The sequence below is a fragment of the Streptomyces sp. NPDC045026 genome, from assembly GCF_056432625.1.
Window position 1 is genome coordinate 442,383 of sequence record NZ_JBWKIS010000002.1, and the last position, 26,227, is coordinate 468,609.

The following is a 26,227-nucleotide window of genomic DNA, read 5'->3' on the forward strand; positions in this document are numbered from 1 at the left end:
GGGTCCGGCCCGTACTACTGGGTGTCGTTGCCGGACAGGGCGGCGATCCGGGTGGCCGTCAACGGCTCGTCCCAGGTGGTGAGTTCGTCGAGGTCGCCACGCAGGCTCGCCTTCTCGGTGCCGATCGAGCGCATCGGCAGGGGGATCGACGCGTCGACCGTGCCGACCCGCTTCCCGTCGGCGTAGAGCGTGGTGTGGCCCAAGGTCGCCACCCAGGTCAGCCGGGTCCAGCGGTCGAGCGGCAGCGTGTAGTCGAAGCTGAGGTCGGCCGAGCCGTACCGGGTGAAGCCGACCTTGCCCGTGCCGTACTGCATGAGCTTGAGCGCGCCCGCCTTCGAGCTGAGCAGGACCTGGTCAGCGGTGCGGGCCGTGGGGCGGACCTGCACCGACACCGTCCACGGCTCGGCGACGTCCATGCCGCCGAAGCCGACACCGTCCCGGTCCGAGTCGAAGCGCCACGCCTGTCCGCGCACGCCGTCGGCCACCGGCGCCGGGTTGTTGATGATGTACGACGTGCCCGGCAGGTCACCCGCCGTGTCCTCGGCGAAGATCGTGTTGCCGGGGCTGCCCGCGTACGTCCAGCCCTTCGGGTACGCGGCCGGGTCGAAGGTCCAGTGGTGGCTCGGCCGGCCGTCGTCCACCCGCGGCTTCACGGGCGTGGGCGTGATGCCGGGCGGGTCGCCGATGCGGGCCGCGCGGGCCCGGAAGTCGGCGAGGGCGTCCGGGGTCGCGGACCCGTTCCAGGCCCGGTCGGCGAGGATCGCCCGCGCCCCGGCCATCTGCTGCTCGAAGTACGCGTCGTCCGACCAGAAGTTGTAGTCGGCCCAGTTGGTGAGGCCGGAGCCGAGCATGTCGGGGGAGGTGCTGGGGGTCCAGGTGTCGTACATCCAGGGCTCGTCCGGGTACAGGTGGTGGTAGTTGTTCGGCGTCACGTAGAACGGGCCGATGGCGATCTCGTCGTGTCCCGGGATCTCCGGCTCCGCGCCGGTGCCCTCCCAGGTGAGGAAGACGACCGGGCCGTGGACGGTCTGCTGGGGCGCGGCCAGGTGCTCGGAGCCGTTGTACACGGCGGTGCGCCTGCCGTGTGAGGTCACCACGTCGTCAAGGGTGTTGATGTAGCGGTTGAGCAGGTCGCCGAGCGTCGACACGTCGGGCGCGGACGCCAGGTAGTCCTTGACGCGAGGACAGTCGGCCAGCTGCCCGGGGACCTCTTCCGCGCCGATCGAGAACAGCGGCGCGTCGAACCAGCCGGCGAACTCGTCGACGATCTGCTTCGTCTTCGCCACCGCCTTCTCGCTGGTCATGTCGATGATCCAGTCGGGTGTGAGGTGGGAGTGCGTGTGCGCGGCCGTGCAGGGGTTCGTACCGGACCCGAAGCCGATGCCGAACGCGTCGCTGATCACCGTCGCGTGGCCGGGGATCTCCAGGCCCGGCATCAGCTGTACGTGGTGACGCGCCGCGAAGGACTTGAGGTGCTCGATGTCGGCGCGGCTGTAGCTGTGCGCGGGGTCCGCGAGACCCGGGAACTTCGGGCTGTAGAGGCGGAAGCCCTCCGACTCGGAGAGGTGCAGCATGAGCGTGTTCAGCTTCTGGTCGCCCATCCTGCGGATCAGGTTCTCCAGGTACGGGATCTTCCAGTACTTGCGGCCCGCGTCGAGGTGGACCATGCGGATCGCCTGCGTGGGGACGTCGGTGGCGCGGGCCCGGGGGAGTGTGCGGTGCTCGTCGTCGGTGGAGCGCAGGAGCTGGAGGAGCGTACGGGTGCCGTAGAAGAGGCCGTGCGTGGAGGCGGCCCGGATGCGGACGGCGCCGTTCGAACTGTCGAACCGGTAGCCCTCCGCGCCGAGTTCACGGTCGTCGGCGAGGCCGAGGACGATGTCGCCGGGTCCGGCGTGGGCCACGTCGCCCGCGATGCGCGGCGAGACGCCTGAGACCTGCCCGAGCTCTGTGCGCAGCTGGGCGGCGAGCTGCTGCACGCTCTGGCGGGCCGGACCGGGGAACTCGGCGCGGCCGGTCGGCAGGGCGGTCTCGGTGCGGGCGCGCGGGTCGACCAGGACGCGGGTGCGGGGGGTGATCGCCACCGTGCCGCCGAGGGACGTCCAGTCGGTGGGGCGGGGGACCACGGAGGGCTGCCCGGTGAGCGGTTGGGGGGACCGCTCCTCCGGCTGGGTTGCGGATGACGGCACTACAGATCCGATGAATCCGGTGACGAGGGCTAGGACGAACAGCAGGGCTGACGCCGTTCTTCGCACTGCGGCCTCCAGGGACGGGGGTGCGGACTTGGGGACCGTAGAGGGGAGTTGCTGGGGAGGCAAGAGTGCGGGTGGGGGCAATGAGAGCGCCCGCCTCCGGAATGTGCCACGGAGACGGGCGCGTGAGGGGGACCTGTAGAGGTCGGATGTGTGGTGAGAGTGGCTGTGGACTTCCTGTTGCTGGACTGTGCTTGGCCCGTACGGTTCGGGTCATGCGGGTTCGAGTCGTGCGGGTCGTGTGGGTTCGGGCCGCGCGGGTTGTACGGGGCAGCCGTGCGGGTCGGTCAGGCGGCGGTCGCCAACGCGCCCACGTCCGGGGCCAGTTGGACGCCCAGGTCCGCGAGGATCGCCTGCGAGGCCCGGCGGCCCGAGTGGAGGGCGCCCTGCACCGTGCTCGTGGCGCGGTGGTCGCCGCACACATAGAGCCCGTCGAGGAGCCGCACCGGGCGGTGCAGGTCGTGCGGGGCCGGCATCGCGGGCACCGCTTCCGGGTCGTGGTGGACCGCGAGGGTCTCCCAGTCGGCGGTCGATGTGCCGTAGAGGGCGGCCAGTTGGGCCCGCAGCTCGCGCTCGGGCGGCGGCGGGCCGAGGACCGTCGAGGAGACGAGCGCGCGGCCGGCCGGGGCGCGGGTCGGGTCGACCTGGCTGATCACCGCGGTGTACGCGACGGGGCCGAGCCGGTCGGCGTCGAGGAGCAGCGCCGGGTCGGCGAGCGGCGGCTCGGGGACCGCGTGGTGGACGACCGTGACGGGGTGGAAGTCCGGCACCCGTAGCCCCGGGAGCAGCTCCGCCGCGGCCCGCGCCCCGGTCGCCAACAGCGTCGCGCGGCACCGGAGTTCACCGTGCTCCTCGGTCGCCACCGAGTTCGCGGAGATGGCGCTGACGCGGACACCGGTGCGGACCGTGCCCGGCGGCAGTCCGGCGGCGAGCAGCTCCGGCAGCGCGTCGGCGCCGCCCTCGGGGACGCAGAGACGGCCACGGGCGTAGGCGAGCAGGGCGAGGTCCGCGCACCGGCTCGACGAGGTCAGGTCCGGGTCGCACAGGAGCGCCGACAGGAGGGGGCGCACAAAGCCGTCGAGAGTGCGGGCCGGCAGTCCGCGGCCGGTCAGGGCGTCGGCGGCGGGGAGTTCGGGGCGCGCGAGCAGGCGGGGGACCGGTGTCGCGGCAAGGCGGGCCAGGGCCCTGGCGAGCCGGTCCTGGTCGAGCGGGCTGCCGAGTGGGGCGGCGGGGCGCGGACTCCTGGCGGTGCGGGGGCGGGGCACCCGCGGGGCGCTCGCGAGGGCGCGCGCCGTTGTGAGTGCGCCCTTTGCGCGCCGTGCGGTCGCGGGCCCTCCGGCGCGATGGCGGCGGCCGTCGCTGTGCACCAGCACCCCGGGCGAGAAGGAGCGCAGGACGAGCGTGTCCAGGCCCGGGGTGCGGCGCAGTTCGGGGTACGAGGTGCACAGGAGCCGGCCGATCCGGTCGAGCCGGAACCCGTCGACCTTCTCGGTGGACATACGGCCGCCCACACAGGGGGCGGCCTCCAGGACCAGGGTGGGTACGCCCGCCCTGGTCAGGCGGTGGGCGGCCAGGAGTCCCGCGACCCCGGCTCCCACGATGACGACGTCCGCGTACTGTGCGGGCTCAGGCACGTGCGCCTCCCTGGCGGTTGTGCGGCTGGTGAGAGCCGTCGCTCGTACCCCGGGCCGTCCGGCCGGCGCACGAAGGCGGGCCCCGAAGGCGTCCTACCCCCCGGCGAACCCGCGTACGGCTCCGCACACCCGGGCTGTACCCGAGTCCGTCGAGGGTAGATCCGGGCCCCGGCCGAGGGGGTCGCGCATGACCCGGGCACGGTCGCACGGGGGGCGCCCGGGGCCGCCGGACGCGAGGCCGGCCTGATCCGAACGAAGCCCTACCGCCAAGCCCTACCGCCCCTGGAGCGCCGCCGCCCGCTGCCTGATCTCCGGGAGCGCGGCCATCAGGGCCTGGCCCGGACAGTACGTCTCGTACTCGTCCCGGTGCGCGGCGATGGCGTTGAACTCGGCCGTCCTGCCCTTGCGGAAGCGGCTGAGGCTGTTCGTCGAGGTGAGGCGGACGCGGGAGCGCGGGTCGATGTTCGCGAGGCCCAGCTTCCAGGCGGAGAGCGCCGCGATGGACTTCGTCATGGAAGGCGGCACCGGGGTGCCCGCGGTGAAGGTGCCGATGGCGGCGATGCCCGCCGTGCCCTGGTTGAAGCCCTGGGCGTGCGCCCCCACGACCGCCTTGTCGACGCCGCCCGCCCGGCCCTCGTAGATCGTGCCGCACCTGTCGACGAGGAAGTTGTAGCCGATGTCGTCCCAGTTCCGGCCGCCCGCCTGGCCCGCGTACAGATAGCGGATGATGCGGGGCGTGTCGGCGCAGTCGTAGACGTTCGGCGAGTCCGTGTGGTGGATGAAGACTGCCGTGACGCGGTCGGCGTACCGGGCGGGCGGCTTGCGGTAGGCGGCATCCGCCAGCCAGTCGGCCCGCGGCACGATCCGGGGCAGCGCGGCGGTGTGCGGACGGTCGACAGTCCGGAGCACCGGTGCGGAAATGACCGGCGGCCGGCGCACCGGTACGGCGGCCGGCGGCAGCACCGGCGCGGCCCGGTCGGCGGGGGTGGAGCCCGCCGCCCGCGCCGACTTCGCCGCTGAACCGCCGTCCCCGGGCCCGACGGTCACGGCGCACAGCAGCAGCAGGCCGAAGGCCGTGGCCGCCGGTGCGCAGCACAACGTCATACGGAAGACGCGCATACGTGCCACTCTCCGCCGTGCGCCCGGGACCCGCTTCACAGGGTGCGCCGTACGAGTGGATCCGTGCGGGCCCCGTCGCAGATCAGAAGTGCGTGCCGCCGTCGACCCTGACCTCCGTACCGGTGATGAACTTGCCGTCGTCCGAGCCGAGCATCGCGACGACGGACGCCACGCTCTCCGGTCCTGCGAAGCCCTGGCCTATCGCCGGGGCCAGCTTCATGAACAGGCTCATGTCGGCGTCCTCGGGCAGGCCGGGGCCGCTGCTCTGGCGGCTGGCGCCCGAGCCGTCGGTCATGCCGGAGGAGATGGATCCGGGCTGCACGGCCGTGAACCGGATGCCCTGCTTGCTGTACTCGCTCGCCAGGGCGTGCGTCATGGACTGGATGCCGCCCTTGCTCGCCGCGTACGCCGCCATGTAGGGGTGCGCGAAGGTCGCCGACGTGGAGCTGAAGTTGATGACGGCGGCGCCGTCGCCGGCGAGGAGCGCCGGGACCGACTCGCGGATCATCAGGAACGTACCGGCCAGGTTGATCTGCAGCACCTGGTTGAAGTCGGCGAGCGACGTCTCGTGGGTGTGCGAGGAGCGCAGGATGCCGGCCGCGTTGACCAGCACGTCCAGGCCGCCGAGCGCCTCGGTGGCGGCGGCGACGCCCGCGCGCACGGAGGTCTCGTCCGCGACGTTCACGACGACCGTGGTCAGCCGGTCCGCGGTGCCCGCCGCGGTCGCCTTCTCGACGGTGTCCTTCAGGCCCGCCTCGCTGACGTCGGCGGCGACCGCGCGGGCGCCCTCGGCGAGTACGCGCAGCACCGCGGCCTGGCCGATGCCGGAGCCACCGCCGGTGACGAGTACGCGACGGCCTTCGTAGCGGTTCAGGTTCGGGCTCATGTGCTACTCCACTTCGTTCTCTTCGCGATCCGCGTCACTGGGATCGCCGGGTTGCTGGAATCCGCCGTGATCCGCTGTGATCGCCGCGATTCCTGTCCACCGTACGCCTGAGTGGCACGTTTTGCCATAACGTCAGAACGTGCAGACTTGTTCCCTGGCGCATAGGCTTCCCCGGTGAGCCCCACGAACGATCAGCGCAGTCCGCAGCCCTCCCTGACCGAGCGGCGCAAGGCCGCCACCCAGCTGGACATCGCCCGCGCCGCCGCCGAGCTCTTCGCCGAGCACGGCCCCGACGGCACGACGGCCGAGGACATCGCCCAGCGGGCAGGCGTCGCGCTGCGCACCTTCTACCGCTATTTCCGGGGCAAGCAGGACGCGGTCGGCCCGCTCCTCGCCGCGGGCGGCGACGCCTGGCGCGCCCTCCTCGCGGACGCAGAACCCGGCGCCGACCTGCGGATCACCCTGGAGACGGCCGTCACCGCCACGCTCTCCGCCCCCGGCGACCACGGGCCGGAACAGCTGGAGACGACCAGGGGGCTGCTGCGCGCGGCCCAGGACGACGCGGCGCTGCGGGCCGTCTGGTACCGGGTCAACCAGGAGTCGGAGGAGCGCCTCGTCCCCGTCCTCACCCGGCTCGCGGGCGAGCAGGCGGACCCCCTCGACGTACGGCTCGCCGCCGCCGCGGCCACCGACGCCATCCGGATCGCCCTGGAGGCCTGGGCCGTCACCGACGCCCCCGCGACGGGCGCGACCGGCTCCCCGGCGGTCCTCGCGCTCCGCTGTCTGCGCGAACTGACGGGCGGGATCAGCCTGTTGGGGTGAGGCAGGGGCGGGGCCCGATAGGGGCTCAGTCGTCCGCCGGGTCGATCTCCGGAGCGAAAACGAGCAGCGTCAGGTCGTCCCGTACCGTCCCTGCGAACCGCACCACGTCCCGCCACAGCGCGTCCGTCAGCTCCGCCGGGTCGTCCGCGCTGAACCGGACCAGGCGCTCCCGCAGCGGATAGAAGGCACCGGACGGGTCCCGTGCCTCGATCAGTCCGTCCGTCAGCCCGAGCAGCCGGTCTCCGGGCCGCAGCCGCACCGTGAGCCGCTCCGGCGGCGAGAGGCCCGAGATCCCGAGCCCGAGCGGCGCCCCGGACGGCACCGGCAGCTCGATGACCTCCTTGCCGCGCAGCAGCAGCGGCCGCGGATGGCCGTACGAAACGGCCCGAACCACCGGGGAGTCGTCGGGGAACTCGAGGAACAGCGCGGTCGCGAACAGCTCGGCGTGCTCGACCTCGGCCGAGTCGACCACCAGCCTGCGGTCGAGGCGCGCCGCGACCCCCTCCAGGTCCGACTGGTCGAGCACGGCCTCACGGAACGCGCCGAGCAGCCCGGCGACCGTGGCCACCGCGGACAGACCGTGCCCCTGCACATCGCCGATCACCGCCCGCACCCCCGTCGGCCCCCTGCGCACGTCGAACAGGTCACCACCGACCAGGGTCCCGCGCTGGGCCGCCCGGTACAGGCCCGCGCAGCGCACCGTGCCGACCCGGTCGCGCAGCGGCGGAAGGACGGCGAACTGGGCCGCCTCGGCGACCGTGCGCACGGTGACGAGCTGGGCGTCGCGCCGGCTGCGGACCCAGCCGATGAGCACGCTGAGCAGCGCCACGAAGGAAACCGTGAGCACGTCGCTGTTGCCGGGGTGCCCGAGGTTCATGAAGGGCACGTTCAGCAGGACGATCACGATCCCGCCGAGCAGCGCCGTGGCGGCGGGCCCGTAGGTGAGGGCGGCCAGCGGCGGGATCGCCCCCAGCAGGAAACCGAGGTCCAGCTTCTCCTCGGTGAGCAGCTGGGCCGCGCACAGCGCGAGGAGGAGCACGACCGGCAGCCATCGCACCCAGCGCGGTGGCGGTGCCCCGCGAAGCCAGGCCCGCTCCTCGCCGTCGTGGCGACGCGCCAACGCCCCGGTCATCGGCGGGCTCCTTCCCCTGGACCCCTTCACGCTCCTACGGGAGGACCGTCACCGCACGCCGGGTGGTCCGTCAGAACCCCGGTGCCCGGCTCACAGGGCCTGGCCCATCAGGATGTCGTCGACGTACGCCCCGTCGAGCAGGAACTCCTCCGGCAGGACGCCCTCGACCGTGAACCCCTCGGACTCGTACAGCGCCCGCGCCGGGGCGTTGTGCCCGAGCACCCGCAGCGTCATACGGCGCGCGCCGGCCTTGCGGGCGTGCTCCACCGCCGCGCGGACCAGCGCCCGGCCGACCCCGGCGCCCCGCGCCTGCGCATCGACCGCGAGGCCCTGGATCTGCCGCACATGGGTGTTGGCGGCGAGCGCGGTGGGATAGGCGATGCGTACGTAACCCGCCAGCCGCCCGTCGAGCTCCGCGACCAGATGGTCCCGCGGACCGAACCGCTCCGAGAAGAACGGGTCGTACGGCGGCTGCGGCTTCGGCTGGACGGCGTGCAGCGTCGACCAGGCGGCGCGGTCGAGCCGGGCGAGCCCGTCCTCGTCGTCGACCCCGGCGAACCGTATGTGCGGCTGTGACATGGGGCCACTGTACGACCGGCCCACGACCGGCCGCCGTGCGTTTCACGCGGCAGGATGGACCCATGACCCAGAGCGATTCCGCACCCGCACGACGCTCCCGGTTCGCCGTCGCCGGCGCCTCCGGCCTCATCGGTTCCGCCCTGACCCGGTCCCTGCGCGCCGACGGGCACGACGTCGTCCGCCTGGTCCGCAGACAGCCGGCGGCCGCGGACGAGGTCCGCTGGGACCCGGAGCGCGGATCCGTCGACGTGGCCGGGCTCTCCGGATGCGACGCCGTCCTCAACTTCGCCGCCGCGGGCGTCGGCGACCACCGCTGGACCGACGCCTACAAGAAGAAGATCCGCGACAGCCGGGTCCTCGGCACAGCGACGCTCGCCGAGGCCGTCGCCACCCTCGAAGAGCCTCCCCGCGTCTTCGTCAACGGCAGCGCCGTCGGCTACTACGGCGACACCGGCACACGCGCCGTCGACGAGAGCGCGCCGCCCGGGGACGGGTTCCTGCCACAGCTGTGCGTGGAGTGGGAGGAGGCCGCGGCGCCCGCCCAGGAGGCCGGTATCCGCACGGTGTTCGCGCGGTCCGGGCTCGTCGTGTCCCGGGCCGGCGGGGCCTGGGCGCGGCTCTTCCCGCTGTTCCGCGCCGGGCTCGGCGGACGCCTGGGCGACGGCCGCCAGTTCTGGTCGTACATCGCGCTGCACGACGAGATCGCGGCCGTGCGCCACATCCTCGACACGCAGGAACTGTCGGGCCCGGTGAACCTCACCGCCCCGCACCCCGTCACGAACGGCGAGGTGACCGCCGCGATGGGGCGCGTGCTCCACCGCCCGACCCTGTTCACCGCGCCCGCCCCCGCGCTGCGCCTGGTCCTCGGCGAGATGGCGGGCGACGTCCTCGGCAGCACGCGGGCCGTGCCGGCCCGGCTCCTGGAGTCCGGCTTCACCTTCGCGTTCCCCGGCATCGAGGGGTCGATCCGGGCGGCCGGGAAGTGAACCGGCCGAAGGCCTACGCCGCCCCCTGCGCCCCCTACACCCCCTGCAACCCGAAGCGCTCCGAGAGCTTCGGATACAGCCGCTCCAGCTCCGCCGTGTTCTCGAAGTCGACCGGCGTGCCCTCCGGTTCCGCGGGCGCGGCCGGGATGCCGAGGTCCGGCGCCACCGCCCCGGTCAGCTCCTCGTACGCCTCGTCCGCCGCGTAGCCGAGCTCCTCGCCGTCACCGTCGATCTCCTCGTCGAAGTCCCCCAGCAGATCGGCGAGCGCGTCCGGCTCGTGCAGCGCGCCCTCGAAGACCTCCCGGCCCTGGCCGATCAGCCAGCAGCGGAAGTAGTCGAACGCGTCGTCGCTCGCCCCGCCGAGCAGCACCCACGCGGCGCCCCACAGATCCCAGCGGTAGGCGCGGTGATAGCGGGACTCGAAGTGACGGGCGAAGTCGAGCACCGCGTCGGGGTCGGCCCGGAGCAGCCGGTCGACGAGCAGCTCGGCATGGTCCTCGGGGTCGCCTTCGGCGGCCTCGCGGGTGGTGTCCACGATCTCCCAGAACTCCGTCTCGTCCATCACGGGACAAGCATCTGCCTTGGGGGTCGGGGGCGCACGCCGAGTGCCGGAGCTGCGTCAGTTCGTTATGCGCGCACATGCCGACGGCACGGCGCCCGGGGCTCACCGGTAGCGGTCCGCCAGCCGCCGCGCGGCCTCGGCGAACCGCTCGCGCAGCGCATCCGGTGCGACGACCTCCGCCTCGGGCCCGAGCCCGAACAGCTGCCCGTACGCGACGTCCTCCGACTCGACCGGCAGAGTCACCGTCACCCACCCCTCCTCGTCCGGCTCGCCGGCCGACTCCCGCGCCGCACGCACGGACGCGGGATCGGTCGCGTACGGAAGCCGCCGCAGCCCCGCGGGGGACAGCCGCAGGACGACCTCCGCGCGCAGGATGGACCGCGCGAACTGCTCGGCCCGCTCCTCCCAGAACCCCGGCAGATCGAACTCCTCGTCCCGTACGAAGCGCTCCTCGCCCGCCTCGACGCCGGTGAACCGGTCGATCCGGTACACCCGGTGGGTCCCGCCGCCGGCGACACGGGCGCACAGATACCAGACGCCCGCCTTCAGAACGAGCCCGTACGGCTCCAGCTCCCGCTCGACCTCGGCCCCGGCCTCGTCACGGCGGTAGCGGGCGCGCACCACCCGGTCGTCCCACACCGCGTCCGCCACCGCGGGCAGCAGCTCCGGTGTCCGCGGCTCCCTGAACCAGCCCGGCGCGTCCAGATGGAAGCGCTGCGCCGCCGTGCGCGAGGCGTCCCGCAGCGAAGGCAGCAGCGCCGCCGACACCTTCAGCCGCGCCGCGGACGCCGCGTCCTCCAGGCCCATCTCGCGCAGCGCGCCCGGCACCCCGGACAGGAACAGGGCCTCCGCCTCACCGCGCGCCAGACCGGTCAGCCGCGTCCGGTACCCGCCGATCAGCCGGTACCCGCCCGCCCTGCCCCGGTCCGCGTACACCGGCACGCCCGCCTCGGACAGTGCCTGCGCGTCCCGGGTCACGGTCCGCTCGGAGACCTCCAGTTCGCGCGCCAGCTCACCCGCCGTCATCGACGGCCGGGACTGGAGCAACAACACCATCTTGATCAGGCGGGCAGCGCGCATACGCCCATGATGCGGGGGGTTCAGCGCGGGGTGTACGTGATGACCGCGAACGAGGCGCCCTGCGGATCGGCGAGCACCGCGAACCGGCCCGGCTCGATCGTCGTCGGGTGCACCAGGATCTGCCCGCCGAGTTGCTTGCAGCGGGCCGTCGTCGCGTCGGTGTCCCCGACGGCGACGTACACCATCCAGTGCGCCGGCAGATCCTTGGGGAACGAGTCCGACGTCGTGTCGAGCATGCCGCCGAAGGGCTCCGCGTCGACGCTCCACTCCGTGTAGGTGCCGCCGCCCCCGTAGGGGTGCTGCTTCGCCCCCCAGCCGAGCACGGACTGGTAGAAGTCCTTGGACCCGTCCGGATCGCGGGTCAGGAGCTCGAACCAGCAGAAGCTCCCCGGCGCGTTCACGACGCCGAAGCCCGTGTTCGTGATCGGCTGCCACAGTCCGAACGCGGCCCCCGCGGGGTCCCGGCAGACCGCGAAGACGCCGTCCTCCTCGATGGTCACCGGGTCCGTGACCACCGTGCCGCCGTTGCCCTTCACGCGCGCGATGACCGCGTCGACCCCGGCCGTCTGGTAGTACGGCAGCCACGCCGACGGTTCCTTCGGGCCCGTGGCCGGGCCGACGCCGGCGACCGGCTCGTCGCCGGACCTGAAAATGCCGTAGCCCTCCGACACTTCGCTGCGCCAGCCGAGGAGACCCTCGTAGAAGAGCCGGGCCGCGTCGGTGTCGGACGTGGAGAGGTCCGCCCAGCAAGGGGCTGACGGGGTTTTGGAGATCTTCATGGACGTACGTCTCCCCTGAACGGCGCCCCCCTGGAACTCCTGCGGACTCCTCCTCATTCACGCACGCGTGCCCCGCCCCGGCAATCGGGACGGGGCACGTATGACAAGGAACTACAGGCCGTAGCGCTCGCGCGCCTCCTTCACGGCCGAGGCATTGACCTCGCCGCGGCGGGCGAGCTGGGCCAGGGCCGCGACGACGATCGACTGCGCGTCGATGCCGAAGTGGCGGCGGGCCGCCTCGCGGGTGTCGGAGAGGCCGAAGCCGTCCGCACCGAGCGAGGAGTAGTCCTGCTCGACCCACTGCGCGATCTGGTCGGGGACCTGGCGCATGTAGTCGGAGACCGCGAGGACCGGGCCCTGGGCGCCGTCGAGCGCCGTACGGATGTAGGGAGTGCGCTCCTCGCCCCGCAGGACCGCCTCGTCCGCCTCCAGGGCGTCGCGGCGCAGCTCGGTCCAGGAGGTCGCGGACCACACGTCGGCGGCCACGCCCCACTCCTCGGCGAGCAGCTTCTGCGCCTCGAGGGTCCAGTGGATCGCGGTGCCCGAACCGAGCAGCTGGATGCGCGGGGCGTTGGCGGCCGCGACGTTCACCCCGGCCGACTCGGCGGTGTTGAAGCGGTACAGGCCCTTGAGGATGCCCTCGTCCACGCCCGCGGGCTTGGCCGGCTGCGGCATCGGCTCGTTGTAGACCGTCAGGTAGTAGAAGACGTTCTGGTCCTCGCCCGGGGCGGCCTCGCCGTACATGCGGCGCAGACCGTCCTTGACGATCGCGCCGATCTCGTACGCGAACGCCGGGTCGTAGGACAGCGCGGCCGGGTTGGTCGCCGCGATGACCGGCGAGTGACCGTCCGCGTGCTGCAGACCCTCACCCGTCAGCGTCGTACGGCCCGCGGTGGCACCCACCAGGAAGCCGCGGCCCAGCTGGTCGCCGAGCTGCCACATCTGGTCGGCCGTGCGCTGCCAGCCGAACATCGAGTAGAAGATGTAGAAGGGGATCATCGCCTCGCCGTGCGTGGAGTACGCGCTGGCGGCGGCGATGAAGTCCGCCATGGAGCCGGCCTCGGTGATGCCCTCGTTGAGGATCTGGCCGTCCGTGGCTTCCTTGTAGTACATCAGCTGGTCGCGGTCGACCGGCTCGTACGTCTGCCCCTTGGGGGAGTAGATGCCGAGCGAGGGGAACAGCGACTCCATGCCGAAGGTGCGCGCCTCGTCCGGGACGATCGGAACCCAGCGCTTGCCGGTCTCCTTGTCGCGTACGAGGTCCTTGACCAGGCGTACGAAGGCCATGGTCGTCGCGACCGACTGCGAGCCGGAGCCCTTGTCGAAGGACGCGAACGCCTTGTCGGCCGGGGCCGGCAGCGGGGCGATCGCGTGCGTGCGGCGGGCCGGGGCGGGGCCGCCGAGGGCAGCGCGGCGCTCCTGGAGGTAGCGGACCTCGGGGGAGTCGGCGCCCGGGTGGCCGTAGGGGACCTGGCCGTCGACGAACTGGCTGTCGGAGATGGGCAGTTCAAGGAGGTCACGCATGTCCTTGAACTCGTCCACCGTCAGCTTCTTCATCTGGTGGTTGGCGTTCTTGGACTCGAAGCCCTTGCCGAGCGTGAAGCCCTTGACCGTCTGGACCAGGATCACGGTCGGCGCGCCCTCGTGCGACAGGGCCGCACGGTAGGCCGCGTACACCTTGCGGGGCTCGTGGCCGCCGCGCGAGACCTTGAAGCACTCGGCGATCTTGTCGTCCGTGAGCAGCCGGCCCAGCTCGACGAGCGCGGGCTCGGAGCCGAAGAAGTGCTCGCGGATGTACGCGGCGTCGCGCGTCGCGTACGTCTGGAACTGGGCGTCCGGCACCTCGCGCAGCCGGCGCACGAGCGCGCCGGTGGTGTCGAGCTGGAACAGCTCGTCCCAGGCGGAGCCCCAGAGCGTCTTGATGACGTTCCAGCCGGCGCCGCGGAACTGCGCCTCCAGCTCCTGGACCACGCGGAAGTTGGCGCGGACCGGGCCGTCGAGGCGCTGCAGGTTGCAGTTGATGACGAAGGTCAGGTTGTCCAGACCCTCACGCGAGGCGAGCGCCAGGGCAGCGGTGGCCTCGGGCTCGTCCATCTCGCCGTCACCGAGGAACGCCCACACGTGCGAGGCGGAGACGTCCTTGATCTTGCGGTTGGTGAGGTAGCGGTTGAACCGCGCCTGGTAGATCGCCGACAGCGGGCCGAGGCCCATGGAGACGGTCGGGAACTCCCACAGCCAGGGCAGGCGCCGCGGGTGCGGATACGACGGCAGGCCGTCGCCGCCGGACTCCTGGCGGAAGTGGTCGAGCTGCTGCTCGCTCAGGCGGCCGTCGAGGAAGGCGCGGGCGTAGATGCCGGGGGAGGCGTGGCCCTGGATGTACAGCTGGTCACCGGAGCCGTCGCCCTCCTTCCCCTTGAAGAAGTGGTTGAAGCCGGTCTCGTAGAGCCAGGCCGCCGAGGCGAACGTCGCGATGTGGCCGCCGACGCCGTACTTGGAGCCACGGGTCACCATCGCGGCCGCGTTCCAGCGGTTCCACGCGGCGATCTTCAGTTCAAGCGCCTCGTCACCCTCGATCGCCGGCTCGGCGGCGGTCGGGATGGTGTTGACGTAGTCGGTCTCGAGGAGCTTCGGCAGCGCCAGGCCTGAGCCCTCGGCGCGCTCCAGCGTGCGGCGCATCAGGTACGCGGCACGGTGCGGCCCGGCCGCCTTGGTAACGGCGTCCAGAGAGGCCTGCCATTCGGCGGTCTCCTCGGGGTCGCGGTCCGGGAGCTGGTCGAGCTCGCTCGGCTGGATTGCGGAGGGGTCGGTCATTGCGCCGCCTTCCTGAGTCGGAGGGGGGTTCCCTTAGCGGAAAGGGTGGGGGTGCCCTAGGTCTTTGGCAGGACAGGGCGTGGGTCCCTGGTGGAGACCCGTCGGCGACTCTAACTCCCTGATCGATGATCGATCAAAGGGTTGAAGGGGAAAACTTCCTCAGACGGAGAAAGTGGGCATCCGGTGCCATTGAACGGGGCACCGGGTGCCTTGTTTTCGAAGGCGGAACCGCGAATTCGTGCAGGTGGGAGGGGCGGCGCGGCGACGTCTGAGCGGGGTGTGGCTCAGGCGCGCGGGGCGCAGCCGAGCACGTGCGCCTTCACCAGCTCCGGAATCGCCGGATCCCGGCGCCGGAACGCGGCGACGAGCGCCTCGTGCTCCTCCGCGTACGACTGCTGGACGGTGCCCAGCCACCGGATGGACAGGGCCGTGAACACCTCGATGCCGAGGCCCTCCCAGGTGTGCAGCAGTACGGAGTTCCCCGCGGCCCGCACCAGCTCGCGGTGGAACCCGACCGTGTGCCGCACCTGGCCCGTCCCGTCGGCCTCCTGGTCGGCGCGGTACAGGGCCGCCACATGGAGTTCGAGGGCCGAGCAGTCCTCGGCCAGCTTCCCGGCCGCGAGCTCCGCCGCGATGGCCTCCAGGCCGGCCCTGACCGGGTAGCTCTCCTCCAGGTCGGCGGCCGTCAGATTCCGTACCCGGACGCCCTTGTTGGGTGCGGACTCGATCAGCCGCAGACTCTCCAGCTCCCGCAGGGCCTCGCGCACGGGCGTCTGGCTGACCTCGAGCTCCGTCGCGATCCGGCGCTCCACGATGCGCTCGCCCGGCTTCCAGCGCCCACTGACGATCCCCTCGACGATGTGCTCGCGGATCTGTTCGCGCAGCGAGTGGACGACGGGCGCGGTCATGATGGCTCCTCCAGAGGGGGCGGGGACCCCAAGGTGCGGTGACCTCTAGACAATACGGCGGCGCCCCCGTCCGGAAGACCTCCGGACAGGGGCGTACGCGCTGATGAGACGAGAGTTACAGGCCGAGCTCGACCTCGAACTCGCCGGCCTCCAGGATCGCCTTGACCGTGGTCAGGTAGCGGGCGGCGTCCGCGCCGTCCACCAGACGGTGGTCGTAGGAGAGCGACAGGAACGTCATGTCCCGGACGGCGATGGTCTCGCCGAGGTCCGGGTGGTTGATGACGACCGGGCGCTTCACCGTGGCGCCGATGCCCAGGATCGCGGCCTGGTTCGGCGGCACGATGACGGTGTCGAACAGCGCACCGCGCGAGCCCGTGTTGGAGATCGTGAAGGTCGCGCCGGACATGTCGTCCGGCGTGAGGCCGCCACCGCGGGCCTTGCCGGCCAGCTCGGCGGTCTTCTTCGAGATCCCGGCGATGTTCAGGTCGCCCGCGCCCTTGATGACCGGCGTCATCAGACCCTTCTCGGCGTCAACGGCGATGCCGATGTTCTCCGAGTCGAAGTACGTGATGGTGCCTTCGTCGTCGTTGATCCGGGCGTTGACGACCGGGTGGGCCTTCAGCGCCTGGGCGGCGGCCTTGACGAAGAACGGCATCGGGGAGAGCTTGACGCCCTCACGGGCCGCGAACGCGTCCTTCGCCTTGGCGCGCAGCTTCATCAGCTTGGTGATGTCGACCTCGACGACCGAGGTCAGCTGGGCCTGCGAGTGCAGCGCCTTCATCATGTTGTCGCCGATGACCTTGCGCATGCGGGTCATCTTGACCGTCTGACCGCGGAGGGGGGAGACCTCCAGGGCCGGGGCCTTCGCGGCGGCCGGAGCGGCAGCAGCGGCGGCGGGGGCCGGGGCGGCCTTCGCGGCCTCGGCAGCCGCGATGACGTCCTGCTTGCGGATACGGCCACCGACGCCGGTGCCCTTGAGGGTGCCCAGGTCCACGCCGTTCTCCGACGCGAGCTTGCGCACCAGCGGGGTCACGTACGCGCCGTCGTCACCGGAGACCGCGGCGGGGGCCGGGGCAGCGGGGGCGACCGGAGCGGGAGCGGCGACCGGGGCCGGAGCGGCCGGAGCCGCGGGGGCGACCGGGGCCGGAGCGGCCGGAGCCGCGGGGGCGACCGGGGCCGGGGCGGCGGCCGGAGCCGGAGCAGGGGCAGCCGGAGCCGCGGGGGCAGCCGGAGCCGGGGCCGGAGCGGCGGCCGGAGCAGCCGGGGCGGCGGGCGCGGCGGCGGCCGGAGCGGCACCGGGAGCACCGATGACGGCGAGCTTGGCGCCGACCTCGGCGGTCTCGTCCTCGGCGACGGAGATCTCCAGGAGAACGCCGGCGACGGGGGAGGGGATCTCGGTGTCGACCTTGTCCGTGGAGACCTCGAGCAGGGGCTCGTCCTCCGCGACCTCCTCGCCGACCTCCTTCAGCCAGCGGGTGACGGTGCCCTCGGTGACGGACTCACCGAGAGCGGGCAGCACGACGTCGGTGCCGGAAGCGGCACCGGCGGGGGCGGCCGGAGCGGCCGGGGCGGCGGCCGGAGCCGCGGGGGCCTCGGCGACGGGGGCCGGAGCGGCGGCCGGGGCCGGGGCCTCGGCAGCGGCGGGAGCCGGGGCGGCGGCGGGCGCGCCCGTGCCGTCGTCGATGACGGCCAGCTCGGCGCCGACCTCGACGGTCTCGTCCTCGGCGACCTTGATGGAGGCCAGGATGCCGGCGGCGGGCGAGGGGATCTCGGTGTCGACCTTGTCGGTCGAGACCTCGAGCAGCGGCTCGTCGACCTCGACGCGCTCGCCCTCGGCCTTCAGCCAGCGGGTGACGGTGCCCTCGGTGACACTCTCACCGAGCGCCGGAAGGGATACGGAAACCGACATGGTTTCTGTTGCTCCTTAGTGGGGTCTCCCCTGCTCGAGCGATGTTGAGAGCTTGGGGGAGTGCGGAAGTCTGTGGTCGGTCGTCGCGCCCAGGGGACGACAGGGGCGACTGGGTCCAGCCTGCGGCCTGACCTAGTCGTGCGAGTGCAGCGGCTTGCCCGCGAGGGCCAGGTGGGCCTCTCCGAGTGCCTCGTTCTGCGTCGGGTGGGCGTGGATGAGCTGGGCGACCTCGGCGGGCAGCGCTTCCCAGTTGTAGATCAGCTGGGCTTCACCGACCTGCTCGCCCATACGGTCGCCGACCATGTGGACGCCGACCACGGCACCGTCCTTGACCTGGACGAGCTTGATCTCGCCCGCGGTCTTGAGGATCTTGGACTTGCCGTTGCCCGCAAGGTTGTACTTCAGAGCGACGACCTTGTCCGCACCGTAGATCTCCTTGGCCTTGGCCTCGGTGATACCGACGGAGGCGACCTCGGGGTGGCAGTACGTCACCTTCGGCACGCCGTCGTAGTCGATCGGGACGGTCTTGAGACCGGCCAGACGCTCCGCCACCAGGATGCCCTCGGCGAAGCCGACGTGCGCGAGCTGGAGGGTGGGGACGAGGTCACCGACGGCCGAGACGGTCGGCACGTTGGTCTGCATGTACTCGTCGACCAGGACGTAACCGCGGTCCATCGCGACGCCCTGCTCCTCGTAACCGAGACCGGCCGAGACCGGGCCGCGGCCGATGGCGACCAGGAGGACCTCGGCCTCGAAGGTCTTGCCGTCGGCGAGGGTCACGCGGACGCCGTCCTGCGTGTACTCGGCCTTCTCGAAGAAGGTGCCGAGGTTGAACTTGATGCCGCGCTTGCGGAACGCGCGCTCCAGGAGCTTGGAGCTGTTCTCGTCCTCGACGGGCACGAGGTGCTTGAGGCCCTCGACGACGGTGACGTCGGTGCCGAAGGACTTCCACGCGGAGGCGAACTCGACGCCGATGACGCCGCCGCCCAGGATGATCGCGGACTGCGGGACGCGGTCCAGCTTCAGCGCGTGGTCCGAGGAGATGATGCGGTTGCCGTCGATCTCCAGGCCCGGCAGCGACTTCGGCACGGAGCCGGTCGCGAGGAGCACGTGGCGGCCCTGGACGCGCTGGCCGTTCACATCCACGGAGGTCGGGGACGACAGGCGGCCCTCGCCCTCGATGTACGTCACCTTGCGGGAGGCGACGAGACCCTGCAGGCCCTTGTACAGGCCGGAGATCACGTCGTCCTTGTACTTGTGGACGCCCGCGATGTCGATGCCCTCGAAGGAGGCCTTGACACCGAACTGCTCGGCCTCGCGCGCCTGGTCGGCGATCTCGCCGGCGTGCAGCAGGGCCTTCGTCGGGATGCATCCGTTGTGCAGGCAGGTGCCGCCGAGCTTGTTCTTCTCGATCAGGGCGACGTCCAGGCCCAGCTGCGCTCCGCGCAGGGCCGCGGCGTAACCGCCACTGCCACCGCCGAGGATCACTAGGTCGAAAACGGTGCTGGCGTCGTTCGCCACGTCACGTCCTCCATGCATGTGCGCCGTACGCCGGTCTGCGGTGACCGGGCGGCGGCTGGTGTCCGGCCGCTTTTTATGCTTCGGCCCTGTGGTGGGGGCCCTATCCTGCCGAGGCCATCCTCGCACTTGTCGACGGCGGACGGGACGCCGGGCCCGGGGGTGAGACGGCCGTTACACCTGAAACCCGGGTGAGGAGGTCCGGCAGGCTGCGGATTTCGTTGAAAGCGAACAGCCCCCGGGTGCCGTCGCACCCGGGGGCCGTCGAGTCGTGCCTACGCGTCAGCCGAGGTCACCGGCGGCCGTGCGCTCCGCGAGGCGCACCAGCGTACGGACCGCGGAACCGGTGCCGCCCTTGGGCGTGTAGCCGAACGCGCCGGCCTCGTTGAAGGCCGGGCCCGCGATGTCGAGGTGGGCCCAGGTGATGCCCTCGCCGACGAACTCCTGAAGGAAGAGGCCGGCCACCAGGCCGCCGCCCATGCGCTCGCCCATGTTGGCGATGTCGGCGGTGGGGGAGTCCATGCCCTTCTTCAGGTCGGCGGGGAGCGGCATGGGCCAGGACGGCTCGCCGACCTCCCCGGCGACCTCGTGGATCGTCGTACGGAAAGCGTCGTCGTTCGCCATGATGCCGAACGTGCGGTTGCCGAGCGCCAGCATCATCGCGCCGGTCAGCGTGGCGACGTCGACGATCGCGTCCGGGGTCTCCTCGGAGGCCTTGGCGATGGCGTCGGCCAGGACCAGACGGCCCTCGGCGTCGGTGTTCAGGACCTCGACGGTCTTGCCGGAGTACATGCGCAGCACGTCACCCGGGCGGGTGGCCGAGCCCGACGGCATGTTCTCGGCGAGCGCGAGCCAGCCGGTGACGTTCACGTCCAGCTTGAGACGGGCCGCGGCGACGACGGCGGCGAACACGGCGGCGGCGCCGGCCATGTCGCACTTCATCGTCTCGTTGTGACCGGCCGGCTTGAGGGAGATGCCGCCCGAGTCGTACGTGATGCCCTTGCCGACGAAGGCGAGGTGCTTGTCCGCCTTGGACGACGTGTAGGAGAGCTTCACCAGGCGCGGCGGGGCCTCGGAGCCGGCGCCGACGCCGAGGATGCCGCCGAAGCCGCCCTTGACGAGCGCCTTCTCGTCGAGGACCTGCACCTTGATGCCGTGCTCCTTGGCCGCGGCCGAGGCGACGGCGGCGAAGGCTTCCGGGGTCAGGTCGTTCGGCGGGGTGTTGACCAGGTCGCGGGCGCGGTTGAGCTCCTCGGTCACGGCGAGGGCGCGCTCCACGGCGGCCTTGAACACCTTGTCGCGCGGCTTGGCGCCGAGCAGGGCGATCTCGGCGAGCGGCGCCTTGCCGTTCTTGCCGCCGTCCTGGGCGGACTCCTTGTAGGCGTCGAAGGAGTACGCGCCGAGCAGGGCGCCCTCCGCGATCGCGCCCGCGTCACCCGAGTCGTCGACGGGCAGCGCGAACGCGGCCTTCTTCGCACCGGCCAGCGCGCGGGCGGCGGCACCGGCGGCGCGGCGCAGGGCCTCCGGGTCGTACGACTCGTCCTTCTCCGGCACCGGACCGAGACCGACAGCCAGGACGACCGGGGCCTTGAAGCCGGAGGGGGCGGGGAGCTTCGTCACCTCCCCCTCACCGCCAGAGGCGCCGAGGGTCTCCAGAACGGCGGCGAGCTTGCCGTCGTAGGCCTTGTCCACGGCCTCTGCGCCGGGGGCGACGACGAGCCCTCCGGGCTTGGATGCAGCACCCTTCGCCACACCGACGACGATCGCGTCGGCACGCAGGCCGGACGCTGCGGCGGTGCTGAGAGTCAGAGCAGTCACGGTGGTGAGGTCCCTACTTTCATGGGTTCTGAACGAGTTCTGACGGGCCGTGGGGTGTATGGCCCCTTGGGGAGCCTACGCCCGTGTACGCGCGGGTGCGCTTCGCGGTATGTGACCGCGGGCCGTGTCAGCCGAAGGTGAGGACGACGAGGGCGGCGGTGGCGGCTGTCTCGGCGACGCCGCCGAAGACGTCACCGGTCACCCCGCCGAAGCGCCGGACGCAGTGGCGCAGCAGGAGTTCGGCCGCGCAGCAGGCCAGGACGGCGGCCGCGGCGCCGCGCACGGCGCCGTACGCGGCGCCGGTGACGGCGCCCGCTGCCCCGGCGGCGCACACGGTGACGGCGGCGGCGAGCAGCGCCCCGCGCACCGGCACCGTCCCGGCGACGGCCGCGCCCAGGCCCTCGGGCCGGGCCGGCGGGACACCGGCGCGCGAGGCCAGCGTGAGCGCGAGCCGGGCGGTGAGTGCCGAGACGACGGCGGCGAGCGCGCCGCGGGCCCACGAATCCGCGTACAGCTCGGCGAGCGCGGCGACCTGGGCGAGCAGCGCGAGCACGAGCGTGATGACGCCGAACGGGCCGATGTCCGACTGCTTCATGATGCGCAGCGCGTCCTCGGCCGGCTTGCCGCTGCCGAGGCCGTCGGCGGTGTCGGCGAGCCCGTCCAGGTGCAGTCCGCGGGTCAGCGCGGCCGGGACGCTCACGCTCGCCACGGCCGCGAGCAGGGGGCCGGCGCCGAGCACCGTCAGGAGCCCGCCGAGCGCGGCGGCGGCCAGGCCCACGACGAGCCCGGCGACGGGGGCGCAGAGCATTCCGGCGCGGGCCGCCTCACGGTCCCAGCGGGTGACCTTGACCGGCAGCACGGTGAGGGTGCCGAAGGCGAAGCGGAGGCCGTCGGCCGGGGTTGCGGGCATCCCGGCAGGTTACCCGGGGGGCCCAGCACAGCGGGCGGCGCCTGTGCCCCGGCGGCAGGATGACCGTATGGGTCACTGGTGGTACCGGAACATCGGCGAGCCGGGGAAGCTGCCGCTGCTGCTCGCCCTCGCCGCGTTCCTGCTGACCTTCGCGGCGACCCGTACGATCACGCGCCTCATCCGCGCCGGGCGCGGACCGTTCCGCAACGTCGCCCCGGGCGGCATGCACATCCATCACGTGGTGCCCGGCGTGATCCTCACCGTCATCGGCGGGTTCGGCGCGGTCGGCAGCGGGCGGCACGGGCTGGGCGCCTCGATCTGCGCGGTGATCTTCGGGATCGGCGCGGGCCTGGTCCTCGACGAGTTCGCCCTGATCCTGCACCTCGCCGACGTGTACTGGACCGAGCAGGGCCGGCAGAGCGTCGAGGTGGTGGTCCTCGCGGCGGCGCTCGGGCTGCTCGTCCTCAGCGGCTTCTCGCCGCTCGGGGTGAACGACGTGACGGGACAGGAGGAACAGGGGCGCGGCACCGCGATCTTCACGGCCCTGGTGAACCTCTTGTTCGTCGTGCTGGCCATGTTCAAGGGGAAGCCCCGGCTCGCGGTCGTCGGCGTACTCGTCCCGTTCGTCGCGCTGTTCGGGGCCATCAGGCTCGCGCGGCCCGGGTCGGTGTGGGCGAAGCGCTGGTACCGGCGGCGCCCGAAGGCCAGGGCCAGATCGCGGCTGCGCGCCTACCGGCACGACCGGCGCTGGTCGAAGCTGAGCCGGGGTTTTCAGGACCTGATCGGCGGCACACCCGACCCGGAGCGCTCGGCGCCCCGGTGACGTACGGCGTCACACGCCCACCGCGCCGCGACGGGCAGGGCGACCGCGGCGATCGCCGCCAGGTGCTCCTTGCCCGCGAGGTTCGGCTTCACGGCCGCCTCGGTCGCCATGACGGCGACCACCAACCCCGCCGTGCACCGGGCGCGATGGCGCCAGCACACGTACACGGCGAGCCCCACGACCGCCGCCGACGGGCCGTTGTCGACGATCAGCGCGTCCGACGCGGGCAGGCCGAGCGGGCCGTCGGGGCCGAGGGTGATGCCGAGGCGGGCGTAGAGGGTGCCGGCGAGGGTGGCGACGGATCCGACGGCGAGCGTGACCCACCGGCCGAGGCAGATCTCCGCGATGCCGAACACGATCAGGATCTGCGCGAGCGCGCCCCACGCGGGCAGGTCGAGCGCCGGCACGAAGAGGGACAGCGGGGTGCGCAGCAGGGACAGCCACAGCGGGTCCTCGGCCCGTACGGAGCCGATGTCCTGCACGAACCGATAGCCCCAGGACTGGTTCTGGGCGTAGTGGAACAGGGCCGTGAGGCAGACCGCGCCGAGCGTCATCGGCGCCGCCCGCCACCTCTTGGTGACGAGCTCCCCGTGCACCGTCGACCACAGCGGGCCCCACTCGGCGCGCGCCAGGGCGGCCGGGGATCTCACGGGCGCGGCTCCAGATGTCTGCGGTGCATCCAGTTCGGCAGGCCCGGCGCCTCCAGGAAGCCCTCGGCGCGCGCGGAGGCGAGGCCGATCCGCGGCAGGTCGGCGCTCTTCTCGAAGAGCAGGAAGCGGGGCTCCCAGATGGGCCGGTACTTCGCGTTGGCGCGGTACAGGGATTCGATCTGCCACCACCGTGAGAAGAAGCTGAGCAGCGAGCGCCACAGGCGCAGCACCGGGCCCGCGCCGAGCCGCGAGCCACGTTCGAAGACGGACCGGAACATCGCGAAGTTGAGCGACACCTGCGTGATCCCGATCTCCTCGGCCCGCTGGAGCAGTTCGATGACCATGAACTCCATCAGCCCGTTCTCGGAGTCCCTGTCGCGCCGCATCAGATCGAGCGAGAGCCCCTCGGGCCCCCACGGGACGAACGAGAGCACCGCCTTCAACTCGCCTTTACCGTCGGTGCATTCGAGCATCACGCAGCGCCCGTCGCCCGGGTCGCCGAGCCGCCCGAGCGCCATCGAGAAGCCGCGCTCGGTCGCCCCGTCGCGCCAGTCGTCGGCGCGCTGGAGCAGGTACGTCATCTCGTCCGCGGGGATGTCCTCGTGGCGCCGGATCCGCACCTCGTAACCCGCGCGCTTGACCCGGTTGTAGGCCTGCCGGACGGTGCGCATGGCTCGGCCCTCGAGTGTGAACTCGTTGATCTCGACGATGGCTTCGTCCCCGAGTTCGAGGGCGTCGAGGCCGTGCCGCGCGTAGATGGTGCCCGCCTCCTCGCTTGCGCCCATCACGGCCGGGATCCAGCCGTGTTCGCGTGCCTGGACGAGCCAGGGGGCGATGGCGCCGGGCCACGCCTCGGGGTCGCCGATCGGATCGCCCGACGCGAGCGAGACCCCGCCGACGACGCGGTACGCAACGGCCGCCTTGCCCGTCGGCGACCACACGACGCTCTTCTCGCGGCGCAGCGCGAAGTAGCCGAGCGAGTCCCGGTCGCCGTCCTTGTCGAGCAGCGCGCGCAGCTTCGCCTCGTCGTCGGGGGTGATGGGGTCGACGGCCTTGCGGGAGCGGAACGCGGCGTACGCGACGGCGAGCAGGAGGAGGGTGCTCAGGATGTTGATGGCGACGTTGACCCAGTTCGGCGACGTGATGCCGGGGTAGCGGGACTCGTCGGTGGCGACCGAGATGAGGCGCAGGGTGCCGTAGCGCCAGCGCTCGAGGAACGTCGAGTGGTGCCCGTTGTGCGCCTGGTTGGTGACGGTCACGAGGAACGTCGCGAACAGGGACGTCACGAGGAGTCCGCCGATCCCGACCGCGGCCGCGAGCTTCGCGTTCGAGCGGTCCCCCTTCGCGTAGAACTCCCGCCGCCCGAGCAGCAGCGCGACGACGAACGCGGCGGTCAGGACGAGCGAGATCCAGTTCTGTGCGTAGCGGCGCACCTCGGGGAAGAACATCACGACGATGAACAGGAGCAGGAAGAGCCCGCTGAGCACGAGGTTGAGGATCCACGCGGCACGCTTGCGGCGGCGCATCGTGATCGCCAGGAACCAGGTGAAGACCCCGGACGCGAAGCCGGCCGTCAGCAGGTACGGGGTGAAGTAGTTGTCGGTGTTGTGCCGTTGCAGGTCCTGGCCGAGGGAGACCCAGACCGCGCTCAGGAAGTTGATGAACGTGACGACGCGCAGGTACCAGACGAGGAAGGCGGCCGCCCGTTTCGTGGTGGGGGTGGAGGCGTGGGCGTGGCGCGCGGGTGGAGCGTTCGTCTGTTCATCTGCCATAAGCAGGGAGCATATGGGGCATTTGGGGCGATGCGGGCTGAGCAGCGCCGGGACGTGAAACGGCGGGTCGCGGCGGGACCGAACCCGCCGCGACCCGCCGCCAAAGAGGCGTGTCCGGTGCCCTACTCGCCCGCGTCGGCGGTCGCCGGCTCGTCGGCGGCCGCCTCGGTGATCTGCGGCTCGTCGGCGGCCTGCGGGACCTCCGGCAGCTCCGCGGCCAGCGCCGCGGCGGCCTGCACCAGCGGCAGCGCGAGCAGCGCCCCCGCCCCCTCGCCCACGGTGACGCCCTGGTCGAGCAGCGGCTCCATCGCCATCCGGTCCAGCGCCTTCGCCTGCGCGGGCTCCCCGCTCGACTGGCCCGCCAGCCACCAGTCCGGCGCCCGGAACGCGATCCGCTGCCCGACGAGCGCGCAGGCCGCCGACACGACGCCGTCCAGGATCACCGGCGTACGCCGCACCGCGCTCTGCAGCAGGAACCCGGTCGCGGCGGCGAGGTCCGCGCCGCCCACCGCGCCGAGCAGCGCCAGCTGGTCGCCGAGCACGGGCCTGGCCCGCCGCAGGGCGTCCCGCACGGCCGCGCACTTGCGCATCCATGCGAGGTCGTCGATCGGCGCGCCGCCGCGTCCGGTCACCACGGACGCGTCCGTCCCGCACAGCGCCGCGATCAGCGTCGCGGCCGCCGTCGTGCCGCCCACGCTGAGATCGCCGAGCACCACCAGGTCCGTGCCCGAGTCCGCCTCCTCGTCGGCGACGGCCATGCCCGCGCGGAACGCGGCCTCCGTCTCCTCGGGCGTCAGCGCGTCCTCGATGTCGATGCGCCCGGACGACCTGCGCACCCGGTGCCGTACGACCTCGGCGGGCAGCTCGCCGGGCTCGCAGTCCAGCGACATGTCGACCACCCGCACCGGAACGCCCAGGCGCCGCGCGAGGATCGCCGACGCGCTCGCACCCTCGACGGCCTGGCGCACCAGCGCCGCGGCACTGCCGGCGGGCCGCGCCGACACCCCGAGTTCGGCGACCCCGTGGTCACCCGCGAACAGCACGACGCGCGGCCGCTCAAGGGGCTTGACCGGCACCGCGGCCTGAGCGGCCGACAGCCACTCGCCCAGCTCGTCGAGGCGGCCCAGGGCGCCGGTCGGCACCGCGAAGCGGGCACGGCGTTCCTCGGCGTCGCGACGCGTCCCGCCGTCGGGGCGCTCGATCAGATCGGTGAAGTCGTCGAGATTCAGCGAGCTCATTCGCCGAACAGTACCGGCCGTTCCCCGACACGGCGCATGACG

General features: G+C 72.5%; 21 protein-coding genes. 3 read left to right on the forward strand and 18 right to left on the reverse strand.

All coding sequences use genetic code 11. The features are described from left to right. Nucleotides 1-14: 14 nt before the first annotated feature. From AC07EJ_RS05830 to AC07EJ_RS05845, 4 genes are all read right to left on the reverse strand, one after another. Nucleotides 15-2,186: a family 20 glycosylhydrolase gene (locus AC07EJ_RS05830; protein ID WP_478883847.1), complete on the reverse strand. Its 2,172-nt coding sequence runs from the start codon at nucleotides 2,184-2,186 to the stop codon at nucleotides 15-17. A 350-nt stretch (nucleotides 2,187-2,536) separates the two neighbouring features. Further along, the gene (locus AC07EJ_RS05835) at nucleotides 2,537-3,883 is read right to left on the reverse strand and encodes an NAD(P)/FAD-dependent oxidoreductase (protein ID WP_393582505.1); all 1,347 of its coding nucleotides are present in this window, start codon (nucleotides 3,881-3,883) and stop codon (nucleotides 2,537-2,539) included. 273 nt (nucleotides 3,884-4,156) lie between these two features. Then, the gene (locus tag AC07EJ_RS05840) at nucleotides 4,157-5,002 is read right to left on the reverse strand and encodes a peptidoglycan recognition protein family protein (protein WP_389475711.1); all 846 of its coding nucleotides are present in this window, start codon (nucleotides 5,000-5,002) and stop codon (nucleotides 4,157-4,159) included. An 82-nt stretch (nucleotides 5,003-5,084) separates the two neighbouring features. After that, entirely contained in the window at nucleotides 5,085-5,888 is an 804-nt protein-coding gene (locus tag AC07EJ_RS05845; protein WP_478883848.1) for an SDR family NAD(P)-dependent oxidoreductase, read from the reverse strand. A gap of 174 nt (nucleotides 5,889-6,062) precedes the next feature. On the opposite strand from AC07EJ_RS05845, the gene AC07EJ_RS05850 reads away from it, so the two are divergent. Next, nucleotides 6,063-6,710, forward strand: coding sequence for a TetR/AcrR family transcriptional regulator (locus AC07EJ_RS05850; RefSeq protein ID WP_389475707.1), 648 nt, complete (start codon nucleotides 6,063-6,065; stop codon nucleotides 6,708-6,710). Between the two features lie 25 nt (nucleotides 6,711-6,735). Here AC07EJ_RS05850 and AC07EJ_RS05855 read toward each other — a convergent pair whose 3' ends face one another. Continuing rightward, entirely contained in the window at nucleotides 6,736-7,842 is a 1,107-nt protein-coding gene (locus AC07EJ_RS05855) for a PP2C family protein-serine/threonine phosphatase (RefSeq protein ID WP_389475705.1), read from the reverse strand. A 90-nt stretch (nucleotides 7,843-7,932) separates the two neighbouring features. Then, nucleotides 7,933-8,421 carry a GNAT family N-acetyltransferase gene (locus AC07EJ_RS05860; protein ID WP_389475703.1) on the reverse strand — a complete coding sequence of 163 codons (489 nt, stop codon included), beginning with the start codon at nucleotides 8,419-8,421 and terminating at the stop codon, nucleotides 7,933-7,935. A gap of 62 nt (nucleotides 8,422-8,483) precedes the next feature. Between AC07EJ_RS05860 and AC07EJ_RS05865 the strand changes: the two genes are divergently transcribed. Continuing rightward, the gene (locus AC07EJ_RS05865; protein WP_478883849.1) at nucleotides 8,484-9,407 is read left to right on the forward strand and encodes a TIGR01777 family oxidoreductase; all 924 of its coding nucleotides are present in this window, start codon (nucleotides 8,484-8,486) and stop codon (nucleotides 9,405-9,407) included. Nucleotides 9,408-9,441: 34 nt separating this feature from the next. On the opposite strand, the gene AC07EJ_RS05870 is transcribed toward AC07EJ_RS05865, so the two are convergent. The 9 genes from AC07EJ_RS05870 to AC07EJ_RS05910 form a co-directional block, all read right to left on the reverse strand. Continuing rightward, nucleotides 9,442-9,969 (reverse strand): DUF4240 domain-containing protein, encoded by a 528-nt coding sequence (locus AC07EJ_RS05870; protein ID WP_389476323.1) that lies wholly within the window; start codon nucleotides 9,967-9,969, stop codon nucleotides 9,442-9,444. A 102-nt stretch (nucleotides 9,970-10,071) separates the two neighbouring features. Next, nucleotides 10,072-11,049, reverse strand: a complete 978-nt coding sequence (locus tag AC07EJ_RS05875; protein WP_389475699.1) for a helix-turn-helix transcriptional regulator — start codon at nucleotides 11,047-11,049, stop codon at nucleotides 10,072-10,074. 20 nt (nucleotides 11,050-11,069) lie between these two features. After that, a complete protein-coding gene (locus tag AC07EJ_RS05880; protein ID WP_389475697.1) occupies nucleotides 11,070-11,828 on the reverse strand; it encodes a VOC family protein in 759 nt (252 codons plus the stop codon). Nucleotides 11,829-11,939: 111 nt separating this feature from the next. Further along, nucleotides 11,940-14,639 (reverse strand): pyruvate dehydrogenase (acetyl-transferring), homodimeric type, encoded by a 2,700-nt coding sequence (gene aceE / locus AC07EJ_RS05885; protein ID WP_389475695.1) that lies wholly within the window; start codon nucleotides 14,637-14,639, stop codon nucleotides 11,940-11,942. A 284-nt stretch (nucleotides 14,640-14,923) separates the two neighbouring features. Continuing rightward, a complete protein-coding gene (locus AC07EJ_RS05890) occupies nucleotides 14,924-15,547 on the reverse strand; it encodes a GntR family transcriptional regulator (protein WP_389475693.1) in 624 nt (207 codons plus the stop codon). Nucleotides 15,548-15,662: 115 nt separating this feature from the next. Next, entirely contained in the window at nucleotides 15,663-17,456 is a 1,794-nt protein-coding gene (gene sucB / locus AC07EJ_RS05895) for a 2-oxoglutarate dehydrogenase, E2 component, dihydrolipoamide succinyltransferase (protein ID WP_478883850.1), read from the reverse strand. A gap of 132 nt (nucleotides 17,457-17,588) precedes the next feature. Beyond that, nucleotides 17,589-18,977 carry a dihydrolipoyl dehydrogenase gene (lpdA, locus tag AC07EJ_RS05900; protein WP_376544113.1) on the reverse strand — a complete coding sequence of 463 codons (1,389 nt, stop codon included), beginning with the start codon at nucleotides 18,975-18,977 and terminating at the stop codon, nucleotides 17,589-17,591. Nucleotides 18,978-19,256: 279 nt separating this feature from the next. Continuing rightward, a complete protein-coding gene (locus tag AC07EJ_RS05905; protein ID WP_389475689.1) occupies nucleotides 19,257-20,792 on the reverse strand; it encodes a leucyl aminopeptidase in 1,536 nt (511 codons plus the stop codon). A gap of 127 nt (nucleotides 20,793-20,919) precedes the next feature. Beyond that, nucleotides 20,920-21,702 carry an adenosylcobinamide-GDP ribazoletransferase gene (locus AC07EJ_RS05910; RefSeq protein ID WP_478883851.1) on the reverse strand — a complete coding sequence of 261 codons (783 nt, stop codon included), beginning with the start codon at nucleotides 21,700-21,702 and terminating at the stop codon, nucleotides 20,920-20,922. Nucleotides 21,703-21,769: 67 nt separating this feature from the next. On the opposite strand from AC07EJ_RS05910, the gene AC07EJ_RS05915 reads away from it, so the two are divergent. Beyond that, nucleotides 21,770-22,525, forward strand: a complete 756-nt coding sequence (locus AC07EJ_RS05915) for a hypothetical protein (RefSeq protein WP_478883852.1) — start codon at nucleotides 21,770-21,772, stop codon at nucleotides 22,523-22,525. Here AC07EJ_RS05915 and AC07EJ_RS05920 read toward each other — a convergent pair. From AC07EJ_RS05920 to cobT, 3 genes are all read right to left on the reverse strand, one after another. After that, nucleotides 22,474-23,175 (reverse strand): hypothetical protein, encoded by a 702-nt coding sequence (locus tag AC07EJ_RS05920; RefSeq protein WP_389475683.1) that lies wholly within the window; start codon nucleotides 23,173-23,175, stop codon nucleotides 22,474-22,476. The genes AC07EJ_RS05915 and AC07EJ_RS05920 overlap by 52 nt on opposite strands. Further along, nucleotides 23,172-24,947, reverse strand: coding sequence for a phosphatidylglycerol lysyltransferase domain-containing protein (locus AC07EJ_RS05925; protein ID WP_389475681.1), 1,776 nt, complete (start codon nucleotides 24,945-24,947; stop codon nucleotides 23,172-23,174). Before AC07EJ_RS05925 ends, AC07EJ_RS05920 begins: the two co-directional genes overlap by 4 nt. 122 nt (nucleotides 24,948-25,069) lie before the next feature. Further along, nucleotides 25,070-26,185, reverse strand: a complete 1,116-nt coding sequence (gene cobT, locus AC07EJ_RS05930) for a nicotinate-nucleotide--dimethylbenzimidazole phosphoribosyltransferase (protein WP_389475679.1) — start codon at nucleotides 26,183-26,185, stop codon at nucleotides 25,070-25,072. Nucleotides 26,186-26,227: the final 42 nt, after the last annotated feature.

Excerpts from the sequence above, each read along its gene's own strand:
- AC07EJ_RS05840 (WP_389475711.1), bottom strand. The coding sequence starts at position 5,002 with ATGCGCGTCTTCCGTATGACGTTGTGCTGCGCACCGGCGGCCACGGCC.
- AC07EJ_RS05845 (WP_478883848.1), bottom strand. The coding sequence starts at position 5,888 with ATGAGCCCGAACCTGAACCGCTACGAAGGCCGTCGCGTACTCGTCACC.
- AC07EJ_RS05855 (WP_389475705.1), bottom strand. The coding sequence starts at position 7,842 with ATGACCGGGGCGTTGGCGCGTCGCCACGACGGCGAGGAGCGGGCCTGG.
- AC07EJ_RS05860 (WP_389475703.1), bottom strand. The coding sequence starts at position 8,421 with ATGTCACAGCCGCACATACGGTTCGCCGGGGTCGACGACGAGGACGGG.
- AC07EJ_RS05865 (WP_478883849.1), top strand. The coding sequence starts at position 8,484 with ATGACCCAGAGCGATTCCGCACCCGCACGACGCTCCCGGTTCGCCGTC.
- AC07EJ_RS05870 (WP_389476323.1), bottom strand. The coding sequence starts at position 9,969 with ATGGACGAGACGGAGTTCTGGGAGATCGTGGACACCACCCGCGAGGCC.
- AC07EJ_RS05875 (WP_389475699.1), bottom strand. The coding sequence starts at position 11,049 with ATGCGCGCTGCCCGCCTGATCAAGATGGTGTTGTTGCTCCAGTCCCGG.
- AC07EJ_RS05880 (WP_389475697.1), bottom strand. The coding sequence starts at position 11,828 with ATGAAGATCTCCAAAACCCCGTCAGCCCCTTGCTGGGCGGACCTCTCC.
- aceE (WP_389475695.1), bottom strand. The coding sequence starts at position 14,639 with ATGACCGACCCCTCCGCAATCCAGCCGAGCGAGCTCGACCAGCTCCCG.
- AC07EJ_RS05890 (WP_389475693.1), bottom strand. The coding sequence starts at position 15,547 with ATGACCGCGCCCGTCGTCCACTCGCTGCGCGAACAGATCCGCGAGCAC.
- sucB (WP_478883850.1), bottom strand. The coding sequence starts at position 17,456 with ATGTCGGTTTCCGTATCCCTTCCGGCGCTCGGTGAGAGTGTCACCGAG.
- AC07EJ_RS05910 (WP_478883851.1), bottom strand. The coding sequence starts at position 21,702 with ATGCCCGCAACCCCGGCCGACGGCCTCCGCTTCGCCTTCGGCACCCTC.
- AC07EJ_RS05915 (WP_478883852.1), top strand. The coding sequence starts at position 21,770 with ATGGGTCACTGGTGGTACCGGAACATCGGCGAGCCGGGGAAGCTGCCG.
- AC07EJ_RS05925 (WP_389475681.1), bottom strand. The coding sequence starts at position 24,947 with ATGGCAGATGAACAGACGAACGCTCCACCCGCGCGCCACGCCCACGCC.
- cobT (WP_389475679.1), bottom strand. The coding sequence starts at position 26,185 with ATGAGCTCGCTGAATCTCGACGACTTCACCGATCTGATCGAGCGCCCC.